We start from the raw sequence: 19,752 nt of genomic DNA on the forward strand, positions 1-19,752 counted from the left end.
GAACGTTTCGAGACCTATTGCAACGCCTGGGAACTCGGCAACGCCTTCTCCGAACTCAACGATCCGGAAGAACAGCGCGCCCGCATGGTCGAGCAGCTGGAGCAGGCCCACGCCCGCGGCGAAAAGGCCAAGCAGCTCGACGACGAGTTCCTTGATGCCATCGACCAGGGCATGCCGCCGGCCGGTGGCCTCGGCATCGGCGTCGATCGCCTGATCATGCTGCTCACCAACGCGCCGTCGATCCGCGACGTCATCCTGTTCCCGGCACGCCGGCAGAAAGCTGACTGATCAAGGTCACATACGCCCACGAATACGAAGGCCCGTCGCACCCGCGACGGGCCTTTTTGATTTTCTAAAGATGTCCGAAGTTCCGGACGCAGCGCGATCTCAGTGACCCGCCGGCGCCTCGGCGGTCTCTTCCGGCTTGGCCTCGTGCTCGGCGCCACCGGCTTCGGCCGTCTTGGCCTCGGCCGGATCCGCTGATGGATCGATGCACGACGAGTGGTCGTCCATCGCCGCCATCATCGTGCGGATATCGTCCAACGACAGATCGACCGTCTTGCCATGGAAGACACCGGCGGAATTGGCCGCGCCGGCATTGTAGGAAGCACGGAATGTTTCGCTCATTCCAGGCACGCTCTGCGGACCGGGCGCGAAGAGCACTTCCGCCCCGATTGCAGCACCGCGGACCTGCGCCCGATCTTCAGGGCCGGCCGCGTCGAGCACGACGACCTGATAGAGATCGGCCCTCTCGGACTTTGCCAGCGCTCCGACGACGCGGAGCGCTGTGCGCATGCGTGTCTCGCCATCGGCGCGATCGGTCTTGACGTGCATGCGGATCCAGCGCTGGCCGTTATGGCTGAGCTTGAGGGTGCGCAGCATCGTGCATTCGAGACCGGATGTGTTCGGCTTGGAAAGCCCCGCCATCAGTGCGTCCCGGCTGACATAGACAGCGGCCCCGCCGGATGCGGCCGAAACACCGAAGGCGGCGGCGAGGATGACGAGCAGTCTCTTCGATGGCCGAAACTTGCCGAGAATAGCCTTCACGAGGGGACTCCGCCGTCATATCCAGAAATTGCAGAAAAGCCCGAAGGGGGCGCCTTGACATTAGGCCCGCCACCTTTCGGAAAGTTTAAGCTGCTGCGGAGAAGACGGTTGGAAACGGCCGGTACGGCCGCCGAAAATGGCAGTGTGGCGTGCGCACATTTACCGCCTGCACGCCACTACCGCCGGTTGGCCAGATCAATCGATCGCAATGTCCACCCGGTTGCGGCACTCGCGGTAGGGCGAGACGTGCGCGATACCGGACGCATCCACCCACCGCCGGTTTTCAACGCAATAGGCTCCGGATTTTGTGAGGATCACCTTCGGACGGCGGCGGTCGTAGTTGTCATTGCCATGCGTGAAGGCGCCGATGCCGGGATACCAGTCGCTGCTGTCGGAAGAGCCGTGCCCACTGCCGCCACCGCGGCCCTTGCCGCCGGCGCTTTGCGCAAGGGAGGGCGCGGCAAACGAGGTCGCCGCGGTGATGACGATCATGGAAACGAATACCAGCCTATGCATGACATTACCTCCCGGTTGACACTGGATGAGCCGTTCCCATCCATGTGAGGGAGCTTGCCATGTCCGCCGGCGCCACGATGTTCCCACGGAAACCTGCTGCGAACCCGCTCGGTCTCCGCCCGTGCGCCCGGGAGGGAGATTGACTTTCGCAGCCATCTTGCCTCCATTGCGGGCCGTCAAACACAAGAACAAGAAAAGAAGAACGAAAATGCACAAAGTCATATTTGATACGGACCCGGGCATCGACGATGCGATGGCGCTGCTTTTCCTGCATCGTCACCCGGCTATCGACCTGATCGGCATCACCACCGTCTTCGGCAATGCCTCGGTCGAAACCACCACCCGCAATGCGCTGTTCCTGAAGCGTGAGTGGGGTATCGATGCGCCCGTCGCCAAGGGGCTCGACAAGACCCTCAATCCCGACCGCCCGCATGTCGGCTGGCCGACCTTCATTCACGGCGATGACGGCCTCGGCAACATCGACGTGCCCGAGACGATCGACTTGCCGGTCGACCCGCGCCCCGCACACCGCTTCATCATCGATACGGTCCGCGCCCATCCCGGCGAAGTGACGCTCATCGCTGTTGGCCGCATGACCAACCTGGCGCTGGCGCTGCGCGAGGATCCGGATTTTGCCGCACTGGTGCGCGAAGTCGTCATCATGGGTGGCGCTTTCGACGTCAACGGCAACATCACGCCGGCGGCGGAAGCCAACATCCACGGTGACCCGGAAGCCGCCGACGTGGTGATGGCGGGCCCATGGCCGGTCACCGTCGTCGGCCTCGACGTCACCACCAAGACCGTGATGACCAAGGCGATGATCGCCGACATCGCCGAGCGCGGCGGCGAAGCCGGCAAGCTGCTCGCCGATATCTCGAAGTTCTACGTGACCTTCTACGAGCAGCACGTGCCCGACGGCATGGTCGTGCATGACAGCTGCGCCTGCGCCTATGTCGTTGCACCCGACCTCTTCACCGTCAGGAGCGGATCGATCCGCGTCGTCTGCGGCGGCATCGCCGACGGCCAGACGATCCAAAGCCCCGACAACAGGCTCTTCCCGCCGAGCCCATGGGACGATCTGCCGAGCCAGAAGGCCTGCGTCGACATCGATGCCGCGCGCACGCTGAAGCTCATCAGCGACACGCTGGTCCTGAACGGCTGATCCCGATCGAGGCGCAGCAAATGCTGCGCCTTGAAAAACTTGAACAAGACGGCTGGCGGACGCGCGTTCGCCGGCTATCTTTGTGTCCATGAAACCGGACGCCCTGCTCTATCCCGCCCCCAAAGGTCTCTATTGCCAGATTGGCGATTTCTACATCGACCCGGTGCAGCCGGTCGAAAGGGCGCTCATTACCCATGGCCATTCCGACCATGCCCGCGCCGGCCACGGCCAGGTGCTCGCCACCCGCGAAACCCTCGACATCATGCGCATTCGCTACGGCGATGATTTCTGCGGCACGAGCCAGGCGGTCGAACTCGGGGAAAGGCTGACGCTGAATGGCGTCGAGGTGGGCTTTCATCCTGCGGGCCACGTGCTCGGCTCGGCGCAGATCTCGGTCCATGCCAACGGCACCCGTATCGTCGTCTCCGGCGACTACAAGCGGCGGTGGGATCCGACCTGCGCCGGCTTCGAACCCGTCGCCTGCGATGTCTTCATCACCGAAGCCACCTTCGGCCTGCCGGTCTTCCACCACCCGGACGATCGGGCCGAGACCCGCAAGCTGCTCACTTCGCTTGCCCAGTTTCCCGAGCGGACCCACGTCGTCGGCGCCTATGCGCTCGGCAAGGCGCAGCGGGTCATCGCGCTCCTGCGCGAAGAGGGCTACCACCAGCCGATCTTCATCCATGGCGCCCTGCAACGGCTCTGCGACTACTACGAGAGCCAGGGCATAGACCTCGGCGAACTGCGCCCGGCAACGCTTGCCGCCGACGAGAAGCAGGATTTCAGGGGCACGATCGTGATCGGTCCGCCCGCCGCCTTCGCCGACCGCTGGTCGCGGCGCTTCTCCGACCCGATTGCCGTCTTCGCCTCGGGCTGGATGCTGATCCGGCAAAGGGCGAAGCAGCGCGGCGTCGAACTGCCACTCGTCATCTCCGACCATTGCGATTGGGCCGAACTGACGGCGACGATCAAAGAGATCGCACCGGGCGAAGTCTGGGTCACGCATGGGCGCGAGGAAGCGCTGGTGCGCTGGTGCGAGCTTCAGGGCATCGCCGCGCGTCCGCTGCATCTCGTCGGCTACGACGACGAGGGAGAGTGACGGGATGCGCGCCTTCGCCGAACTGCTTGATCGTCTCGTTCTGAGCCCGCAACGCAACGCCAAGATCCGGCTGCTCGCCGATTACTTCCGCACGACGCCGGATCCGAGCCGCGGCTACGCGCTAGCGGCCATCGCCGGCACGCTGTCGCTGAACACGGTCAAGCCGGCGATGATCCGCGACCTGCTGCTCGAACGCATGGACGCCGTGCTCTTCCAGTATTCCTACGACTATGTCGGCGACCTCGCCGAGACGGTATCGCTCGACTGGGAGCCACCCGTCGGTACCGTTCAATCGGACATCCCGCTGGGTGCCGCCATCGAGCGCCTGCAGATGACCGGACGCGCCGACGTGCGCAGCGTGGTGCGCGACATGCTGGACCACTTGGACACGTCGGCGCGTTTCGCCTTCCTCAAACTGGTGACCGGAGGCCTGCGCATCGGCGTTTCGGCGAAGCTTGCCAAGCAGGCGCTTGCCGAAATGGGCGGCAAGGATGTGGCCGAGATCGAGACGCTCTGGCACGGCCTGTCACCACCCTATCTGCCGCTCTTCCGCTGGCTTTCGGGAGAAGCGGAGAAACCCGAACTCTCGACCCCGGCGGTCTTTCATTCGGTCATGCTCGCCAACCCCGTCGGTGACGGCGATCTCGACGCACTCGACCCCAGGGATTTTGCGGCCGAATGGAAGTGGGATGGCATCCGCGTGCAGCTTGCCAATATCGGCGGCGTCCGGCGCCTCTATTCCCGCAGCGGCGACGAGATCTCCGGCGCCTTTCCCGACGTGCTGGAAGCCGCCGACTTCACCGGCGTCATCGACGGCGAACTGCTCGGCGGCGGCACCGCACGCACCAACCGCGCAACCCGAACCTTTGCGGACCTGCAACAGCGCCTGAACCGCAAGACCGTCAGCCACAAGCTCGTCGACGCCTACCCCGCCTTCATCCGCGCCTATGACATTCTCTTTTCAGGCGAAGAAGACGTCCGTCCTCAGGGCTTCGTCGCAAGAAGAGCAATGCTCGCCGATCTCGTCGAACACGCCTCACCGCAGCATTTCGACCTGTCGCCGCTAGTGCCGTTCTCGTCCTGGGAGGAGCTTGATCGGCTGCGCGCCGACCCGCCCGATCCGGTCATCGAAGGCATCATGCTGAAGCGGCTCGATTCACCCTATACGCCGGGCCGCGTCAAAGGCCCCTGGTTCAAGTGGAAGCGTGCGCCCTTCAACATCGACGCGGTGCTGATGTACGCGCAGCGCGGCCACGGCAAGCGCTCCAGCTACTATTCCGATTTCACCTTCGGCGTCTGGACCGTGATCGACGGGAAGGAAACGCTCGTTCCGGTCGGCAAAGCCTATTTCGGCTTTACCGACGCCGAACTGGAAATCCTCGACCGCTTCGTCCGGGACAACACGACCGAGCGCTTCGGACCGGTCCGGGCCGTGCGGGCCGAGCCCGATTTCGGTTTCGTCGTCGAGGTCGCCTTCGAGGGTATCAACCGCTCGACCCGGCACAAATCGGGCGTCGCCATGCGCTTCCCGCGCATTGCCCGCCTCAGACAGGACAAGCTGCCGCGGGACGCCGACCGACTGGAGACGCTGCAGGCCATGATCGAGGCGCGCGAAGGCACGTAGCATCGCGACCTTCGGGTGGAAATATTGGGAACACCGGCGATGGCTGCGCGTTGGGAGCAGGCTATCAACCGAAAGGTGGTGTTCCATGCCAGCCAAGTCGAAGGCTCAGCAACAGGCGGCCGGTGCGGCTCTTGCCGCAAAACGCGGCGAGATCAAGAAGTCCAGCCTAAAGGGCGCATCCCGCGGGATGGAGAAATCCATGACCGAAGGCGAACTCAAGGAACTCGCCGAGACCCAGCGCCAGAAGCTGCCCGAGCACAAGGGCGACTGAGTGCAGAACCTCGAATAAAAGAGCCGCCTAAAACAAGAATTATTAAGACCCTTTTGGGATTATCCCGTCGATACGAAGCCATTCGCGTGCCGCCGGGGTGATCTGTGCCTGCCAGACATGCTTTCAACCTCGGAATGAAGAGGCTCTCCAGGATTTTAACGCCAAGCTACCTTCCGGCGGTCATTGCGGCTTTCGTCGTCCTGGTCGCCGGCATCCTTGCGGACAATCAGAACCAGGTGGTGGCCGAGGCGCGCCTGCGTGCGCGGGTCGCCGAAGAGCTCAACCCGATCCGTTCCAAGCTCGAAGCCAACGTCAACGGCAATGTCCAGCTCGTGCGCGGCCTGATCGGCACGCTCGTCACCGAGCCGGGCATGGATCAGAAGCGCTTCGCCGCCCTCTCGCGCGGCATTTTCAACGAGCGCTCTCAATTGCGCAGCATCGCCGGCGCACCGAACCTCATCGTTTCTCTCGTCTACCCCGTCAAAGGAAATGAGAAGGCAGTCGGGCTCGATTACCGCAAGAACGAATTGCAGCGCGCGGCCGTCATGCGCGTCAAGGACACCGGCCAGATGGTTCTTGCCGGCCCGGTGGACCTCGTCCAGGGCGGTCGCGGGCTGATCGGCCGTTTCCCGGTATCGATCGACGGCGGCGGCGGCAGCAATCGCTTCTGGGGCATCGTCTCCGCCATCATCGACATCGACCGCCTCTATCGTGACAGCGGTCTCCTTTCCGAACAGCCCGGCATCGATATCGCCATAGCCGGGCGCGACGGCACCGGCGCGGCAGGACAGGTCTTCTTCGGCGACCCCGCGATCTTCAAACGTTCGCCGGTCGAGATGACCGTGCTGCTGCCGGGCGGCTCCTGGCACATCGCAGCCGTTCCCAAGGGTGGCTGGCCGACGACGGCCGGCAACGCGTGGCTCATCCGCGGGCTGATCGTACTCGGTGGCCTGATGATCCTCCTGCCGATGATTTTGACCGGGCGCCTGATGAGCGAGCGACAGATGAACATCCGCGCACTGAGGCACAGCAAGGCACAGCTGCAGGAACTTTCCCACCGCCTGAAGATCGCACTCGACTCCTCGCAGATCGGCATTTGGGAGCTGGACATCGCGAGCGGCAAGCTGCTCTGGGACGACCGGATGCGGGAACTCTATGGTCGCTTGGGCTCCGCACGCGAGACCTACGAGGACTGGAGAAGTGCGCTCTATTCCGAAGATGTCCAGCGCGCCGAGGCCGAGTTCAGAGAAGCGCTGGAAACGGGCGACGCCTACAACTCGGACTTCCGCATCTGTCTCGCAGACGGCAGTCTGCGCCACATACGTGCCATCGGCTCCGCCTATATCGGCGCCGATGGCATGCGGAAGGTCGTCGGTGTCAACTGGGACGTCACCGCCGACTTCGAGACCCGCGAGACCCTGTTCGAAGCCAAGCGCATGGCCGAGGCGCACAGCGTGGAGCTCGAGGCGGCGCGCCATCGCATGGAATTCAATGCCCTGCATGATCCGCTGACCGGCCTGCCGAACCGCCGTTTCCTCGACCAGGTGCTCGCCGAGCGCCACAGGCATTTCGCGCCGGAGGCCCGGCTCAGCATCTTCCACATGGATCTCGACCGGTTCAAGCAGATCAACGATACGCTCGGCCACGCCGCCGGCGACGAGATCCTGCGCCACGCCGCAGAGCTGCTCCGCGCCAATGCGGATGGCAGGGACTTCGTCGCCCGCATCGGCGGCGACGAATTCGTCATCGTGCGCCAGGATGGCGGACTGGAGCCGGACGCCGCCCTTGCATCCCGCATCATCGAGGCGATGAGCGTTCCCGTCCGCTACAAGGACCAGGAGTGCCGCATCGGTGTCAGCATCGGCATAGCTGCCCAGGCCAAGGCGGCGGACGACCTGACACACGTGCTCGTCAATGCCGATATTGCGCTCTACGAGGCCAAGCGTCGCGGCCGCAACCGGCACGAAACTTTCACCGGCGAGCTGAAGACAGCCGTTTTCAAGACCAAGCAGACGGCCGACGAGATTCTTCGCGGGCTGGAGCACAACGAGTTCATCGCCCATTTCCAGCCGCAGTTCTGCCCGCGCTCACTTGATATCATCGGTGTCGAGGCGCTGGCGCGCTGGGACCATCCGTCCAAGGGACTGCTCGGTCCCCATACGTTCCTGAAGACGGCCGAAGACATCAACGTCGTCGCTTCGATCGACCAGGCGATCCTTGAGCAGGCACTGTTCCAGATCTACCGCTGGGAGGCCAATGGCATCCACATTCCCAAGGTCTCGGTCAACCTCTCCTACGCCCGGCTCCACGATGAGAACCTGATCGACCGCCTCGAACAGTTGAAGATACCGGCGGGCCGCCTGTCGTTCGAACTCCTGGAGTCGATCTCCTTCGACGAGAGCGACGTGACCGTGCTTTCCAATATCCGCCGGATCAAGGAGCTCGGCATCGACATCGAGATCGACGACTTCGGCACCGGCTATGCCTCGATCCTGAGCCTTCTGAAGCTGACCCCGCGGCGGCTGAAGATCGACCGCCAGCTCGTTCTGCCAATCCTCGAGTCGCCCGCCGAAAAACGCCTCGTCGAATCGATCATCGATATCGGCACATCGCTCGGCATCGAAGTCATTGCCGAAGGCGTCGAGACGCTGGAACACGCCCATATCCTGAAGGAACTCGGCTGCCACGGGCTGCAGGGTTATGCCTTCGCGCGGCCGATGAACGCCAACGACCTCGCGACCTTCGCCTTCGAGCGCCGCTGGCTCGCAGCCTGAGAAGCGCGCCAGCCCGCAGCAAAAATCACGCTGCGTGCATTTTTCGCACCCGTAAGGCTTGGCAGCCTTGCCGCGAATCGCCATAAAAACAATTGCCTGCCTCCACTTCATGGGATCGGCGGCATCACCTGCGGCAGTCGCTGATGCGACCGCCCTTTCGGGCCTCTAGAGTGTCCCGCTTCAAGTGGAACCACTGAAAGCGGAAAAGATGCTCTAGAATCAAAATCCTGGTGCGTCCCTTGTGCATTCGTTTGAAAGCACGGCGCTCCGGTGCCCGCTCTCCATGAAACCCGAACGAAGGGAACGGTACGATCGAATACGCGGGAAAATTGCTTTCTGTCTTCATTCTCGCCCCATTTGCGGGAAGCCTCCTTGCAATCTTCTTTCCGCCCGATCAGCGCGGTGCGACAGCCTGGTTCGCCGGAGCGATCGCGCTCCTGTGTTTCCTCGTCGCAGCCAGCCTCTATCCCTTCGTCACCTCAGGCGGCGTACTGCGCTACGATATCGCCTGGCTCCCTGAACTCGGCCTCAATTTCACCCTCCGGATGGATGGCTTCGCCTGGCTCTTCACGGTGCTGGTGACGGCCATCGGCGTGCTCGTCGTGCTCTATGCGCGCTATTACATGGCCGCAGAGGATCCGGTGCCGCGCTTCCTGGCGCTGTTTCTTGCCTTCATGGGCTCGATGCTCGGCGTCGTGCTTTCAGGCAATCTCATCCTGCTTGCGGTCTTCTGGGAGCTGACGAGCATCGTCTCCTTCCTCTTGATCGGCTATTGGCATCACAATGCCCATGCCCGCGATGGCGCCCGCATGGCGCTGACGGTTACCGGCACCGGCGGTCTCTGCATGCTCGTCGGGCTCCTGCTGATGGGCCGCATCGTCGGCAGCTACGACCTCGATGTCGTGCTCGCCTCCGGCGACATGATCCGCAACTCGTCGCTCTATATGCCGGTGCTGATCCTGGTGCTGCTCGGCGCGCTGACGAAGAGTGCGCAGTTCCCGTTCCATTTCTGGCTGCCGCAGGCCATGGCGGCGCCCACACCGGTCTCGGCCTACCTGCACTCGGCAACGATGGTGAAGGCCGGCGTCTTCCTGCTCGTGCGCCTGTGGCCGGTCATGGCCGGCACCGAGGCCTGGTTCTGGATCGTCGGCCTCGCCGGGCTTTCCACCCTGCTGCTCGGCGCCTATTTCGCCATCTTCCAGCAGGACCTCAAAGGCCTGCTCGCCTATTCCACCATCAGCCATCTCGGCCTCATCACGGTGCTCCTGAGCCTCGGAAGCCCGCTTGCCGCAGTCGCCGCGGTCTTCCACATCGTCAACCACGCCACCTTCAAGGCATCGCTGTTCATGGCGGCCGGCATCATCGACCACGAGACCGGGACGCGCGACATGCGCAAGCTCGGCGGGCTGATCCGCTACATGCCGGGAACGGCAGTCCTCGCCATGGTCGCAAGTGCTGCCATGGCCGGCGTGCCGCTCTTGAACGGCTTCATCTCCAAGGAGATGTTCTTCGCCGAGGCAATCGAAACGCACCAGGCCAACATCCTCGACACGATGACGCCCTATGTCGCGACGCTCGCCGGCATGTTTGCCGTCACCTATTCGCTGCGCTTCATCCATAGCGTCTTCTTCGGCAAGGCGCCGGAGGACCTGCCGAAGGTACCGCACGAGCCGCCGCGCTGGATGCGCGTGCCGATCGAGTTCCTGGTACTCGCCTGCCTGGTTGTCGGCATCATCCCGGCGATCACCATCGGCCCGTTCCTGCACACGGCGGTCGTATCGATCCTCGGCGCCACCACGCCCTATTACAGCCTTTCCGTCTGGCATGGCTGGAACCTGCCGCTGATCATGAGCTTCGTCGCGCTTGCGGGAGGCGTCGGCCTCTATTTCCTGATGCGCAACTACCTCGCGACCAGCGTCGAAGGGCCGCCGATCTTCCGCCTCCTGCACGGCCAGCGCATCTTCGAGCGCGTGCTGGTGACGCTCTCCTGGAAATGGGCGCGTTCGCTCGAGCAGCGCCTCGGCACCCGGCGCCTACAGCCGCAGATGCGTTTCCTGGTCTTCATCGCCGTTGCGGCCGGCGCCCTGCCGCTGCTTCTTTCCCAATACGAGCTGCCGCCGCTTCTCGTTCGCAGCATCGATCCAGCCTTCGCCCTGCTCTGGGCAGTCGGCATCGCCTGCGCGATCGGTGCGGCGATCCTCGCAAAATTCCACCGGCTGGCTGCACTCGTGCTGCTCGGCGGCGCCGGTCTCACCACCTGCCTGACCTTCGTCTGGCTTTCGGCGCCCGACCTTGCCGTGACCCAGTTGCTGGTCGAGATCGTCACGACCGTCCTCATCCTGCTCGGCCTTCGCTGGCTGCCGAAGCGCATCGAAGACACGCAGGAATCCGAACTGCTTTCGCTCAGGGTCCGCTTCCGCCGCCTGCGCGACTTCCTGCTGGCGGTCACCGCCGGCGGCGGCGTGGCGCTCATCGCCTATACGATGATGACCCGTCCGCTGCCGGATACGATCGCCAGCTACTTCCTCGAGCGCGCCTACAAGGAAGGCGGCGGCACCAACGTCGTCAACGTCATCCTCGTCGATTTCCGCGGCTTCGACACGCTCGGCGAAATCGCCGTTCTGGCGATCGTCGCGCTCACGGTCTTCGCCCTGCTCCTGCGCTTCCGCCCGCAGGCCGACAGCCTGGAGGCGCCGGAACAGCAGCGCGTCCAGAACGCCTTCGACGACGATCATCCGGATCGCAGCAAGGGCGACAGCGTTGCCGAGTACCTGTTCGTACCGTCGGTCATCATGCGCTGGATGTTCCCGGTCATCGGCATGCTGGCGGCCTACCTGTTCCTGCGCGGCCATGACCTGCCGGGTGGCGGCTTTGCGGCCGGTATCGCCATGTCCATCGGCTTCATCCTGCAATACATGTCCGGCGGCACGCGCTGGGTCGAAGAACGGCTGCGCATCCACCCGCTGCGCTGGATGAGCATCGGGCTGCTGGTCGCCGCGACCACCGGCATCGGTTCATGGCTCTTCGGCTATCCGTTCCTGACCTCGCATGCGCAATACGTCACACTGCCGATCGTCGGGAAGTTTCCGCTGGCGAGCGCGTTATTCTTCGATCTCGGCGTCTTCTCGCTGGTGCTCGGCGCAACGGTGCTGATCCTCATCGCGCTGGCCCACCAGTCGATCCGCGCGCCGCGTGCTCATGCACGCGCCATGCGAAAGGAGGCACGCTAATGGAGATCATTCTCTCTGTTGCTATCGGCGTGCTGACGGCTTCCGGCGTCTACCTGCTGCTGCGCCCCCGCACCTATCAGGTGATCATCGGCCTTTCTCTACTCTCCTATGCGGTCAACCTCTTCATCTTCGGCATGGGGCGCCTTCGCGTGAACGCGCCGCCGGTGCTGGAGCCCGGTGGCGTGGGCGATCTCAGCCGCTTCACCGATCCGGTGCCACAGGCGCTCGTGCTGACTGCGATCGTCATCGGCTTCGCCATGACCGCGCTCTTCCTCGTCGTGCTGCTCGCCTCGCGCGGCTTTACCGGCACCGACCATGTCGACGGCAGGGAGCAGCGCCATGACTAACTGGATGCACCACCTGCTGATCTTGCCGATCCTGCTGCCGCTGATGGTCGGCGCCGCGATGATCCCGATCGACGAGCGCAACCGCATGATGAAGGGCGTGATGGGCTTCGTCTCGACGCTCGCGCTTTTCGTGCTCTCGATGGTGCTGATGCGCATCGCCTCGATGGAAGGGGCACCCGCCGGCAACGGCGTCTACCAGCTCGGCAACTGGCCGGCACCCTTCGGCATCGTTCTGGTGCTCGATCGTCTTTCGGCGCTGATGCTCTGCCTGACGAGCGGACTGGCGCTTGCCGCCCAGGCCTATTCCATCGCCCGCTGGCACACGTCGGGCCATCACTTCCATTCGCTGTTCCAGCTGCTGATCGCCGGTCTCAACGGCTCGTTCCTCACCGGTGACCTGTTCAACCTCTTCGTCTTCTTCGAGATGATGCTGGCGGCGTCCTACGGCCTGCTCCTGCATGGTTCCGGGCCGCTGCGCGTCAAGGCAGGCCTGCACTACGTCGCGATCAACCTCGCCGCCTCGTCGCTCTTCCTCATCGGCGTCAGCCTGATCTACGGCGCGACCGGCACGCTCAACATGGCCGATCTCTCGATGAAGCTGGCGACGCTCTCGCCGGACGATCGCCAGATGGTCGAGGTCGGCGCCGGCGTGCTCGGTGTCGCCTTCCTGGTCAAAGCCGGCATGTGGCCCTTGAGCTTCTGGCTGCCGACGGCCTATTCGGCCGCAACGCCTCCGGTCGCCGCCGTATTTGCGATCCTGACCAAGGTCGGCATCTACGTCATCCTCAGGCTTTCGCTGCTGGTCTTCGGCGCAAGCGCCGGGGCCTCCGCAGGCTTCGGCCAGCCGATCCTTATTGCAGGCGGACTGCTGACAATCGCCTTTGGCGCGATCGGCGTGCTCGCTTCACAGGCAATGGGTCGCCTTGCGGCCTACTCGGTGCTTGTTTCCTCCGGCACCTTGCTCGCGGCCATCGGCCTCGGCCACCCGAGCATGATTGCCGGGGCGCTCTTCTACCTCGTCAGCTCGACACTGACGATCGCCGCCTTCTTCCTCCTGATCGAATTGGTCGAACGCGGCCGTGACGCCGGCGCCGACGTTCTGGCGGTGACGATGGAGGCCTATGGCGACGCCGACGAGGACGAAGAAGAAGAAGAGGTCGGCGCCGCAATCCCAGGCACCATGGCGATTCTCGGCCTCTGCTTCTGCCTTTGCGCCCTGCTGCTTGCCGGCCTGCCGCCGCTCTCGGGCTTCGTCGCCAAGTTCGCGATCCTCAGCGGTCTCTTCGGCCTGTCGGGAACGGAAGCCGCCCCGGCGATTTCCGCGGCCGACTGGACCTATGTCACGCTGCTGATCGTCTCCGGTCTCGCAGCGATGATCGCCATGAACCGCGTCGGCATCCGCACGTTCTGGGCGTCGATCGAAAACACCGTGCCGCGGGTGGTCGTCATCGAGATCACCCCCGTCGTCGTGCTGCTCGCCACCTGCATCTTCCTGAGCGTGCAGGCAGGCCCGACGATGCGTTACATGCAGGCGACGGCGGATTCGCTCTTCGATCCCGCCGGCTATGCGGAACGTGTGCTCACCGCACCCCGGGCGGGAGGGCAATAACGATGCGCATCTGGCTCCCCTATCCCTTGCTGTCGATTGCCCTGCTCATCATCTGGGTGCTGCTCAATCAATCGGTCGCCCCTGGCACCCTGGTCATGGGCACGATCCTGGCGACTGGTCTCAGCTGGGTGACGCTGAAGCTCAGCCCGGTCCGCTCGCACCCGCGCCGGATCCTGTTGATACTGCGCTTCGGCTTTGCCGTGGCACTCGACGTCATCCGATCCAATCTTGCCGTCATTGGAGTCATCCTGCGTGGCCGGCGCCGTCCACCGAGCTCCGGCTTCCTGACGGTCGATATCGATCTCGAAGACGAAAATGCCCTGGCGCTGCTCGCCTGCGTCATGACGGCAACGCCCGGGACGGCCTGGCTCGAATACGATCGAGGACGCAAGTCTCTGCTCTTCCACGTGCTCGACATGGAGAACGAGGACGTCTGGCTCGATACGGTCAAGCGCTACGAAGCCGCATTGAAGGAGATATTCGGATGATGGAACTTACGATCATCTGGTCGATCCTGATTGCCCAGATCATGCTCGGCCTGGCGATGGCCTTCGCCTTTTACCGCATGGTGCGAGGGCCGCGCGCCCAGGATCGCATCCTCGGCCTCGACACGCTCTACATCAACGCCATGCTGATGCTGCTCACCTTCGGCATCCGCACCGCGAACTCGATCTATTTCGAATCGGCACTGATCGTCGCGCTGATCGGCTTCGTCTCGTCGATCGCCTTCGGCAAGTTCCTCATGCGTGGGGAGATCATCGAATGAACCATCTCACCGACCTCCCTGTCTGGGCGGCCGTTCTCGTCTGCGGGCTTACCGTTCTCGGCGCCGCGGTGGCGCTGATCGGCTCGGTCGGCCTGCTCAGGTTCACCAGCTTCTACGAACGCCTGCATGCGCCGACACTGGCGACCAGCGGCGGCGTGCTGATGATCTGCACCGCCTCGATCGTCTGCTTCGCAGTGCTGCAAAGCCGTTGGGTGTTCCACGAGATCCTGATCATCGTCTTCGTCGTCGTCACCACACCTGTGACGTTGATGCTGCTCGGGCAGGCAGCGCTCTACCGCGACCGTGTCGAAGAAAAGCGGGGCGTCCCGCTGAAACAGCGGCCGTCCCGCGAAGAACCGGCGGAATAGGTTTCAGACCACTTCCAGCCAGGAAACTCAGGGCTGCATCCCATGGGAGCGCGGCCTATTCGCCGCGCCCTCTGAAGCGCCGCTGATAGGCGGGATCATAAAGCGAGCTTTCACGGAAGTCGGAAGCTTCGAGCCCGGGGCCGACGAAGATCAGCGCCGTGCGCTCGATCGGCTCTTCGGCCACCTTGGCGCCGATATCGGCAAGCGTGCCGCGCACCACCCGCTCGTCCGGCCAGGAAGCCTTGACGACGATGGCGACCGGGCAGTCGGCGCCGTAGAGCGGCGTCAGTTCCTCGACCACCTGCTGGAGCGCGTGTATGGCGAGATGGATCGCCAGCGTCGATCCCGTGGCGCCGAAGGCCGAAAGCGTTTCGCTGTTCGGCATCGGCGAGGCGCGGCCCGAAACACGGGTCAGCACCAGGCTCTGGGCAACCGCTGGAATGGTGAGCTCGCGCCCAAGCGCCGCGGCGGCCGCCGCAAAGGACGGAACGCCCGGCGTCATCGTATAGGCGATGCCGTGCTTCTCCAGCCGACGGATCTGCTCGGCCACAGCGCTCCAGACCGAGAGGTCGCCGGAATGCAGCCGCGCCACATCCAGTCCGTCAGCCTCCGCCCTCAGATATTCCGCCTCGATCTCGTCGAGCGACATCGGTGCCGTGTCGACGATCCGGGCGCCCGGCGGGCAGTACTGTAGGAGCTCAGGCGAAACGATCGATCCGGCATAGAGGCAGACCGGGCAGCGCCCGATCAGGTCGCGCCCGCGCACCGTAATCAGATCCGCCGCGCCCGGGCCTGCTCCGATGAAATGTACCGTCATAGAAGATTACTCCAAGAATTTAGCGCTTCGTCCACGCCCATTGAGTGACCGGCATGGCCGGCTTCCAGCCGGTCATCGCACCCACCGGGCCGGCCCGCGCGATATCGATGCGGATCAGCGAACCGCCAAGCCGCGCGTGATGATCGAGCAGCACCGCTTCCATGTCCGTCGTCACCGCATTGGCGACCAATCGTCCGCCGGGGCCAAGTGCGGCGATTGCCGCGGCCATCACGCCGTCTTCGCTGCCGCCGCCGCCGATGAAGATCGCATCCGGCTGCGGCAGGCCGGCAAGCGCCGCCGGCGCTTCGCCTTCGACCACTGTCAGCCCGGGTACACCGAACATCGTCGCGTTCCGGCCGATACGCGCCGCCCGCTCCGCTGACACTTCGATGGAGATCGCCTGCATGGTCGGGTCGGCCAGCATCCATTCGATGCCGATCGAGCCTGAGCCACCACCGATATCCCAGAGCAGCTCACCCTTGCGCGGCGCAAGTGCCGAAAGCGTCAGCGCCCGCACCTCCCGCTTGGTGATCTGCCCGTCATGTTCAAACAGCGCGTCGTCGCGGCCTGCCGCCAGCGGCAGGACGCGTGCGCCTTCGTCGGCCGCGACCTCGATGGCGCAGACGTTTAAAGGATGCACGAGGCCGAGCATGAAGCGCGCGGCAATCTGCGTCGTCACCCGTTCGCCCGCGCCGCCGAGCGCTTCGAGCACGGTCAGTCGCGACTGACCGAAGCCGCTTGCGACCAGAAGCTCGGCAAGATCCCGCGGACCCGCCCCGTCCGATGTCAGCGTCAGCACACGCGCGCCCGGATGCAGATGCGGCCGCACCAGATCGAGCGGACGGCCGTGGACGGAAACAAGCGTCGCATCCTGCAGCGCCCAGCCGAGACGCGAGGCGGCAAGGCTGATCGACGACGGTGCCGGAAGCGTGCGGATTTCGGCCGAGGCGATCCGTCGCGCCAGCGTCACGCCGACGCCGAAGAAGAACGGGTCGCCGGAGGCGAGCACCACGACCGGCGTGCCGCGGCGTGCGACGATCTCCACGACCGAACGTTCGAGTGGGCTTAGCCAATTGTGCGCTTCGCCGGTGATGAGAGAAGCGGCGAGCTCCAGGTGGCGATGGCCGCCATAGACGACGGGTGCTTCGGCGATCAGCCGCTTGGCCTCGTCGCCGAGACCCGCTACACCATCTTCACCGATACCGATGACGGTCAGCCAGGGGGAGACGATGGCGGGTTCGCTGTTCGACACGTCAGCCATGGAAAAACCTCGCATTCTGATTTTGGGTGGCACCACCGAGGCGCGCGAGCTCGCGCGCCGGTTGGCCGAAGATGTCCGCTACGACACCGCGATCTCGCTGGCCGGTCGCACTGCGGACCCGCGACCGCAGCCGGTCAAGACCCGCATCGGCGGTTTCGGCGGCGCCGATGGGCTGGCGCATTTCCTGCACGACGAGAAGATTGCGCTGCTGGTCGATGCGACCCACCCCTTTGCCGCACGCATATCGCACAACGCCGCGGACGCGGCGCAAAGAACCGGCGTGCCGCTGCTCGCCCTCCGCCGACCGGAATGGCAGCCGCTGCCCGGCGATCGCTGGAACGCGGTCGACAGCGTTGTCGAGGCAGTGAACGCACTTGGCGATCGTCCACGCCGCGTCTTCCTCGCCATCGGCAGGCAGGAGGCTTTTCATTTCGAAGCCGCGCCGCAGCACAGCTACATTATCCGCAGCGTCGATCCGGTCACTCCACCGCTCGATCTGCCCGACCAGGAAGCGATCCTGGCGACCGGCCCCTTTGCGGAGGCCGACGAAGCCGAGCTGCTCAAGGGCCGACAGATCAACGTGATCGTTGCCAAGAACAGCGGCGGCAGCGCCACCTACGGCAAGATCGCCGCAGCGCGCCGGCTCGGCATCGAGGTAATCATGGTCGAGCGGCGCAAGCCCGCGGACGTGCCGACGGTGGGCAATTGCGACGAGGCGCTCGACCGCATCGCTCACTGGCTCGCCCCTGAATAGAAACGCGGCGTGTAGACGAGATCGGGCTGGCCGTCGCGCTCGACGATGCGCGTCTCGGGCGAACCGATGATGACGCAGGTCGCCATGTCGGCGCGGTTGGCATCGGCCTCGCCGAGCGGCATCACGGCGATCCGTTCGTCCGGCCGTCCGGCCGCCCGGCCGAAAATGACCGGCACCGTTGCCGGCAAAACGCCGCGCAGAAGCTCAAAGGCTTCGCCCAGTTGCCACGGCCGCGACTTGCTGATCGGATTGTAGAGCGCAATGACGAAGCCCGCTTCCGCCGCCAGCCTGAGCCGCCGGGTGATCACTTCCCAGGGCTTTAGATTGTCCGAAAGCGAGATCGCGCAGAAATCATGGCCAAGCGGCGCGCCGATACGGGCGGCAACGGCGAGCATCGCGGTCACACCGGGCGTGATCACCAGTTCAACCGACTTCCATTCCGCCGGCCCCTTGTCGATCGCCTCGCAGACAGCGGCCGCCATGGCAAAGACGCCGGGATCGCCGCCCGAGACCATGCAGACCTTCACACCTGCCGCCGCCCGCGTCAGTGCGACCTGCGCCCGATCGAGTTCCTCACGGTTGTCGGAGGCGATGCGCACCTGATCAGGACGGAGGTTCAGCCGGTCGAGATAGGGAAAGTAGCCGTAGAATTCCTGAGCGGCGGCAACGGCTTCCGCCGTTTCCGGCGTCATCTGCTTGGCGCTGCCCGGTCCAGTGCCGACCACATAGAGCGTACCGGTCATGGCCGGTCCTTCCAGCCGGGAACGAGCACCAGCGAGAAATAGGGCGCATCGTCGTCTGCCTTCTCGGCGAGTGCGGTCATCGCCGCGTTCTTCATCGTGCCGCGCTCGACGTAGACGGCCTGAGCGAGGCGACCGGATGCGGCAAGCGCCCGGCGGATCTTCGGCAGGTTGCGCCCGACCTTCATGATGACAGCGGCTTCCGTATCCTTCAGCCGCCGGCCGAGCTCGGCCTCGGCCATGGTGCCCGGAAGCACGGAGAGCACGTCATCGCCCTGCACCAGCGGCAGGCCGGCAAGCGACCAGCACCCGGACATGGCGGTAATGCCCGGGATCACCTCGACCGGGAAGCGGTTGGCGAGCCGCACATGCAGATGCATGTAGGAGCCGTAAAATAGCGGATCGCCTTCGCTGAGCACCGCGACCGTGCGACCGGCGGCAAGATGCGCCGCCACGGCCTCGGCCGACGCGTTGTAGAAATCGGTGATCTGGCTCTTGTAGGCGCCGTCGTCCTTGTCGATCTCGGTCGTCACCGGATAGTAGAGCGGCAGTTCGACGAGATCGGGCTTCAGCAAACCTTCGACCACGGCGCGTCCATTGCCGCTGCGCCCGGCCTTGGCGAAATAGGCAAGCACATCGGCTTGCCCGAGCGCCTTCACCGCCTTGACCGTCAAAAGCTCCGGGTCGCCCGGGCCGGTTCCAACGCCGATCAGACGTCCCACACCTGCGCCGCTCACAGGCCCGGCCTCGCGAGCGAGTTGAGCGCCGCCGCCGTCATGGCGCTGCCACCGAGGCGGCCGCGCACGATGGCGAAGGGAACGCCGTAGGAATTCTCGGCCAAGGCATCCTTCGATTCCGCCGCGCCGACAAAACCGACAGGCATGCCGAGGATCGCCGCCGGCTTCGGCGCGCCGTCACGCAGCATTTCGAGCAGGAAGAACAGCGCCGTCGGCGCGTTGCCGATCGCGACCACCGAACCGGCCAGACGCTCGCTCCAGAGCTTCAGCGCGGCGGCGGAACGGGTGTTGCCGATCTCGGCGGCAATCTCGGGCGTGCGCGGATCGCGCAACGTGCAGATCACCTCGTTGCCGGCCGGCAGCCGTGCGCGGGTGACACCGTGCGCAACCATCTCGGCATCGCAAAGGATCGGCGCACCGGCTTTCAGCGCCGCGCGGGCCGAGCTTACGAAATCGGGAGAGAAGACGAACTGCCTGGTCGCCTCAACGGAACCACAGGCATGCACCATGCGCACGGCCAGATCCGCTTCCTCTTCGGAAAAGCCCGAGAGATCGGCCTCGGCGCGGATGATGGCGAAGGAACGCTCGTAGATGGCGTTGCCATCGCGAATGTAATCATACTCAGGCATG

General features: G+C 64.6%; 20 protein-coding genes. 13 read left to right on the forward strand and 7 right to left on the reverse strand.

What is annotated here, in order from left to right; translation table 11 throughout:
• Positions 1-288 (forward strand): amino acid--tRNA ligase-related protein (locus tag I8N66_RS13965; RefSeq protein ID WP_291154527.1); only part of this gene is annotated, 288 nt, incomplete at its 5' end.
• A gap of 99 nt (positions 289-387) precedes the next feature.
• Here I8N66_RS13965 and I8N66_RS13970 read toward each other — a convergent pair.
• Together I8N66_RS13970 and I8N66_RS13975 are read right to left on the reverse strand one after the other, a co-directional pair.
• Positions 388-1,047: a hypothetical protein gene (locus I8N66_RS13970; RefSeq protein WP_113535988.1), complete on the reverse strand. Its 660-nt coding sequence runs from the start codon at positions 1,045-1,047 to the stop codon at positions 388-390.
• A gap of 195 nt (positions 1,048-1,242) precedes the next feature.
• Entirely contained in the window at positions 1,243-1,563 is a 321-nt protein-coding gene (locus I8N66_RS13975) for a hypothetical protein (protein ID WP_113535987.1), read from the reverse strand.
• A 208-nt stretch (positions 1,564-1,771) separates the two neighbouring features.
• On the opposite strand from I8N66_RS13975, the gene I8N66_RS13980 reads away from it, so the two are divergent.
• The 11 genes from I8N66_RS13980 to mnhG all read left to right on the forward strand — a co-directional run bounded on the left by I8N66_RS13980 (position 1,772) and on the right by mnhG (position 14,813).
• Positions 1,772-2,725 (forward strand): nucleoside hydrolase, encoded by a 954-nt coding sequence (locus tag I8N66_RS13980; RefSeq protein ID WP_113535986.1) that lies wholly within the window; start codon positions 1,772-1,774, stop codon positions 2,723-2,725.
• A gap of 88 nt (positions 2,726-2,813) precedes the next feature.
• A complete protein-coding gene (locus I8N66_RS13985) occupies positions 2,814-3,824 on the forward strand; it encodes a ligase-associated DNA damage response exonuclease (RefSeq protein WP_113535985.1) in 1,011 nt (336 codons plus the stop codon).
• Positions 3,825-3,828: 4 nt separating this feature from the next.
• Entirely contained in the window at positions 3,829-5,448 is a 1,620-nt protein-coding gene (locus I8N66_RS13990; RefSeq protein WP_291154531.1) for a cisplatin damage response ATP-dependent DNA ligase, read from the forward strand.
• An 85-nt stretch (positions 5,449-5,533) separates the two neighbouring features.
• Positions 5,534-5,719: a DUF3008 family protein gene (locus tag I8N66_RS13995; protein ID WP_113535983.1), complete on the forward strand. Its 186-nt coding sequence runs from the start codon at positions 5,534-5,536 to the stop codon at positions 5,717-5,719.
• 134 nt (positions 5,720-5,853) lie between these two features.
• Positions 5,854-8,493 (forward strand): EAL domain-containing protein, encoded by a 2,640-nt coding sequence (locus I8N66_RS14000; protein WP_113535982.1) that lies wholly within the window; start codon positions 5,854-5,856, stop codon positions 8,491-8,493.
• A 311-nt stretch (positions 8,494-8,804) separates the two neighbouring features.
• Entirely contained in the window at positions 8,805-11,723 is a 2,919-nt protein-coding gene (locus tag I8N66_RS14005) for a monovalent cation/H+ antiporter subunit A (protein ID WP_328717332.1), read from the forward strand.
• Entirely contained in the window at positions 11,723-12,070 is a 348-nt protein-coding gene (locus tag I8N66_RS14010; protein WP_058326879.1) for a Na+/H+ antiporter subunit C, read from the forward strand. Before I8N66_RS14005 ends, I8N66_RS14010 begins: the two co-directional genes overlap by 1 nt.
• Entirely contained in the window at positions 12,063-13,679 is a 1,617-nt protein-coding gene (locus I8N66_RS14015; protein WP_291154536.1) for a monovalent cation/H+ antiporter subunit D, read from the forward strand. The genes I8N66_RS14010 and I8N66_RS14015 overlap by 8 nt, the downstream gene beginning before the upstream one ends.
• A 2-nt stretch (positions 13,680-13,681) precedes the next feature.
• Positions 13,682-14,167 (forward strand): Na+/H+ antiporter subunit E, encoded by a 486-nt coding sequence (locus tag I8N66_RS14020; RefSeq protein WP_113535979.1) that lies wholly within the window; start codon positions 13,682-13,684, stop codon positions 14,165-14,167.
• The gene (locus I8N66_RS14025) at positions 14,164-14,445 is read left to right on the forward strand and encodes a K+/H+ antiporter subunit F (protein ID WP_057254530.1); all 282 of its coding nucleotides are present in this window, start codon (positions 14,164-14,166) and stop codon (positions 14,443-14,445) included. The genes I8N66_RS14020 and I8N66_RS14025 overlap by 4 nt, the downstream gene beginning before the upstream one ends.
• The gene (gene mnhG / locus I8N66_RS14030; RefSeq protein WP_113535978.1) at positions 14,442-14,813 is read left to right on the forward strand and encodes a monovalent cation/H(+) antiporter subunit G; all 372 of its coding nucleotides are present in this window, start codon (positions 14,442-14,444) and stop codon (positions 14,811-14,813) included. The genes I8N66_RS14025 and mnhG overlap by 4 nt, the downstream gene beginning before the upstream one ends.
• Before the next feature lie 55 nt (positions 14,814-14,868).
• Here mnhG and cobM read toward each other — a convergent pair whose 3' ends face one another.
• Together cobM and cbiE are read right to left on the reverse strand one after the other, a co-directional pair.
• Entirely contained in the window at positions 14,869-15,630 is a 762-nt protein-coding gene (cobM, locus tag I8N66_RS14035; protein WP_223725663.1) for a precorrin-4 C(11)-methyltransferase, read from the reverse strand.
• A 19-nt stretch (positions 15,631-15,649) separates the two neighbouring features.
• A complete protein-coding gene (gene cbiE, locus I8N66_RS14040) occupies positions 15,650-16,891 on the reverse strand; it encodes a precorrin-6y C5,15-methyltransferase (decarboxylating) subunit CbiE (RefSeq protein ID WP_291154540.1) in 1,242 nt (413 codons plus the stop codon).
• Between cbiE and I8N66_RS14045 the strand changes: the two genes are divergently transcribed.
• Positions 16,860-17,645: a cobalt-precorrin-6A reductase gene (locus I8N66_RS14045; protein WP_291154572.1), complete on the forward strand. Its 786-nt coding sequence runs from the start codon at positions 16,860-16,862 to the stop codon at positions 17,643-17,645. The genes cbiE and I8N66_RS14045 overlap by 32 nt on opposite strands.
• Here I8N66_RS14045 and I8N66_RS14050 read toward each other — a convergent pair.
• The 3 genes from I8N66_RS14050 to I8N66_RS14060 are packed head-to-tail and all read right to left on the reverse strand — an operon-like array spanning position 17,624 to position 19,751.
• A complete protein-coding gene (locus I8N66_RS14050) occupies positions 17,624-18,388 on the reverse strand; it encodes a precorrin-3B C(17)-methyltransferase (protein ID WP_291154541.1) in 765 nt (254 codons plus the stop codon). The genes I8N66_RS14045 and I8N66_RS14050 overlap by 22 nt on opposite strands.
• A complete protein-coding gene (locus I8N66_RS14055; protein WP_113535974.1) occupies positions 18,385-19,122 on the reverse strand; it encodes a precorrin-2 C(20)-methyltransferase in 738 nt (245 codons plus the stop codon). Before I8N66_RS14055 ends, I8N66_RS14050 begins: the two co-directional genes overlap by 4 nt.
• The gene (locus tag I8N66_RS14060) at positions 19,119-19,751 is read right to left on the reverse strand and encodes a precorrin-8X methylmutase (protein ID WP_223725668.1); all 633 of its coding nucleotides are present in this window, start codon (positions 19,749-19,751) and stop codon (positions 19,119-19,121) included. Before I8N66_RS14060 ends, I8N66_RS14055 begins: the two co-directional genes overlap by 4 nt.
• Position 19,752 lies beyond the last annotated feature (1 nt).

It is taken from the genome of Ensifer sp. SSB1, assembly GCF_016652895.1.
In the GTDB taxonomy this organism is placed as follows: domain Bacteria; phylum Pseudomonadota; class Alphaproteobacteria; order Rhizobiales; family Rhizobiaceae; genus Ensifer.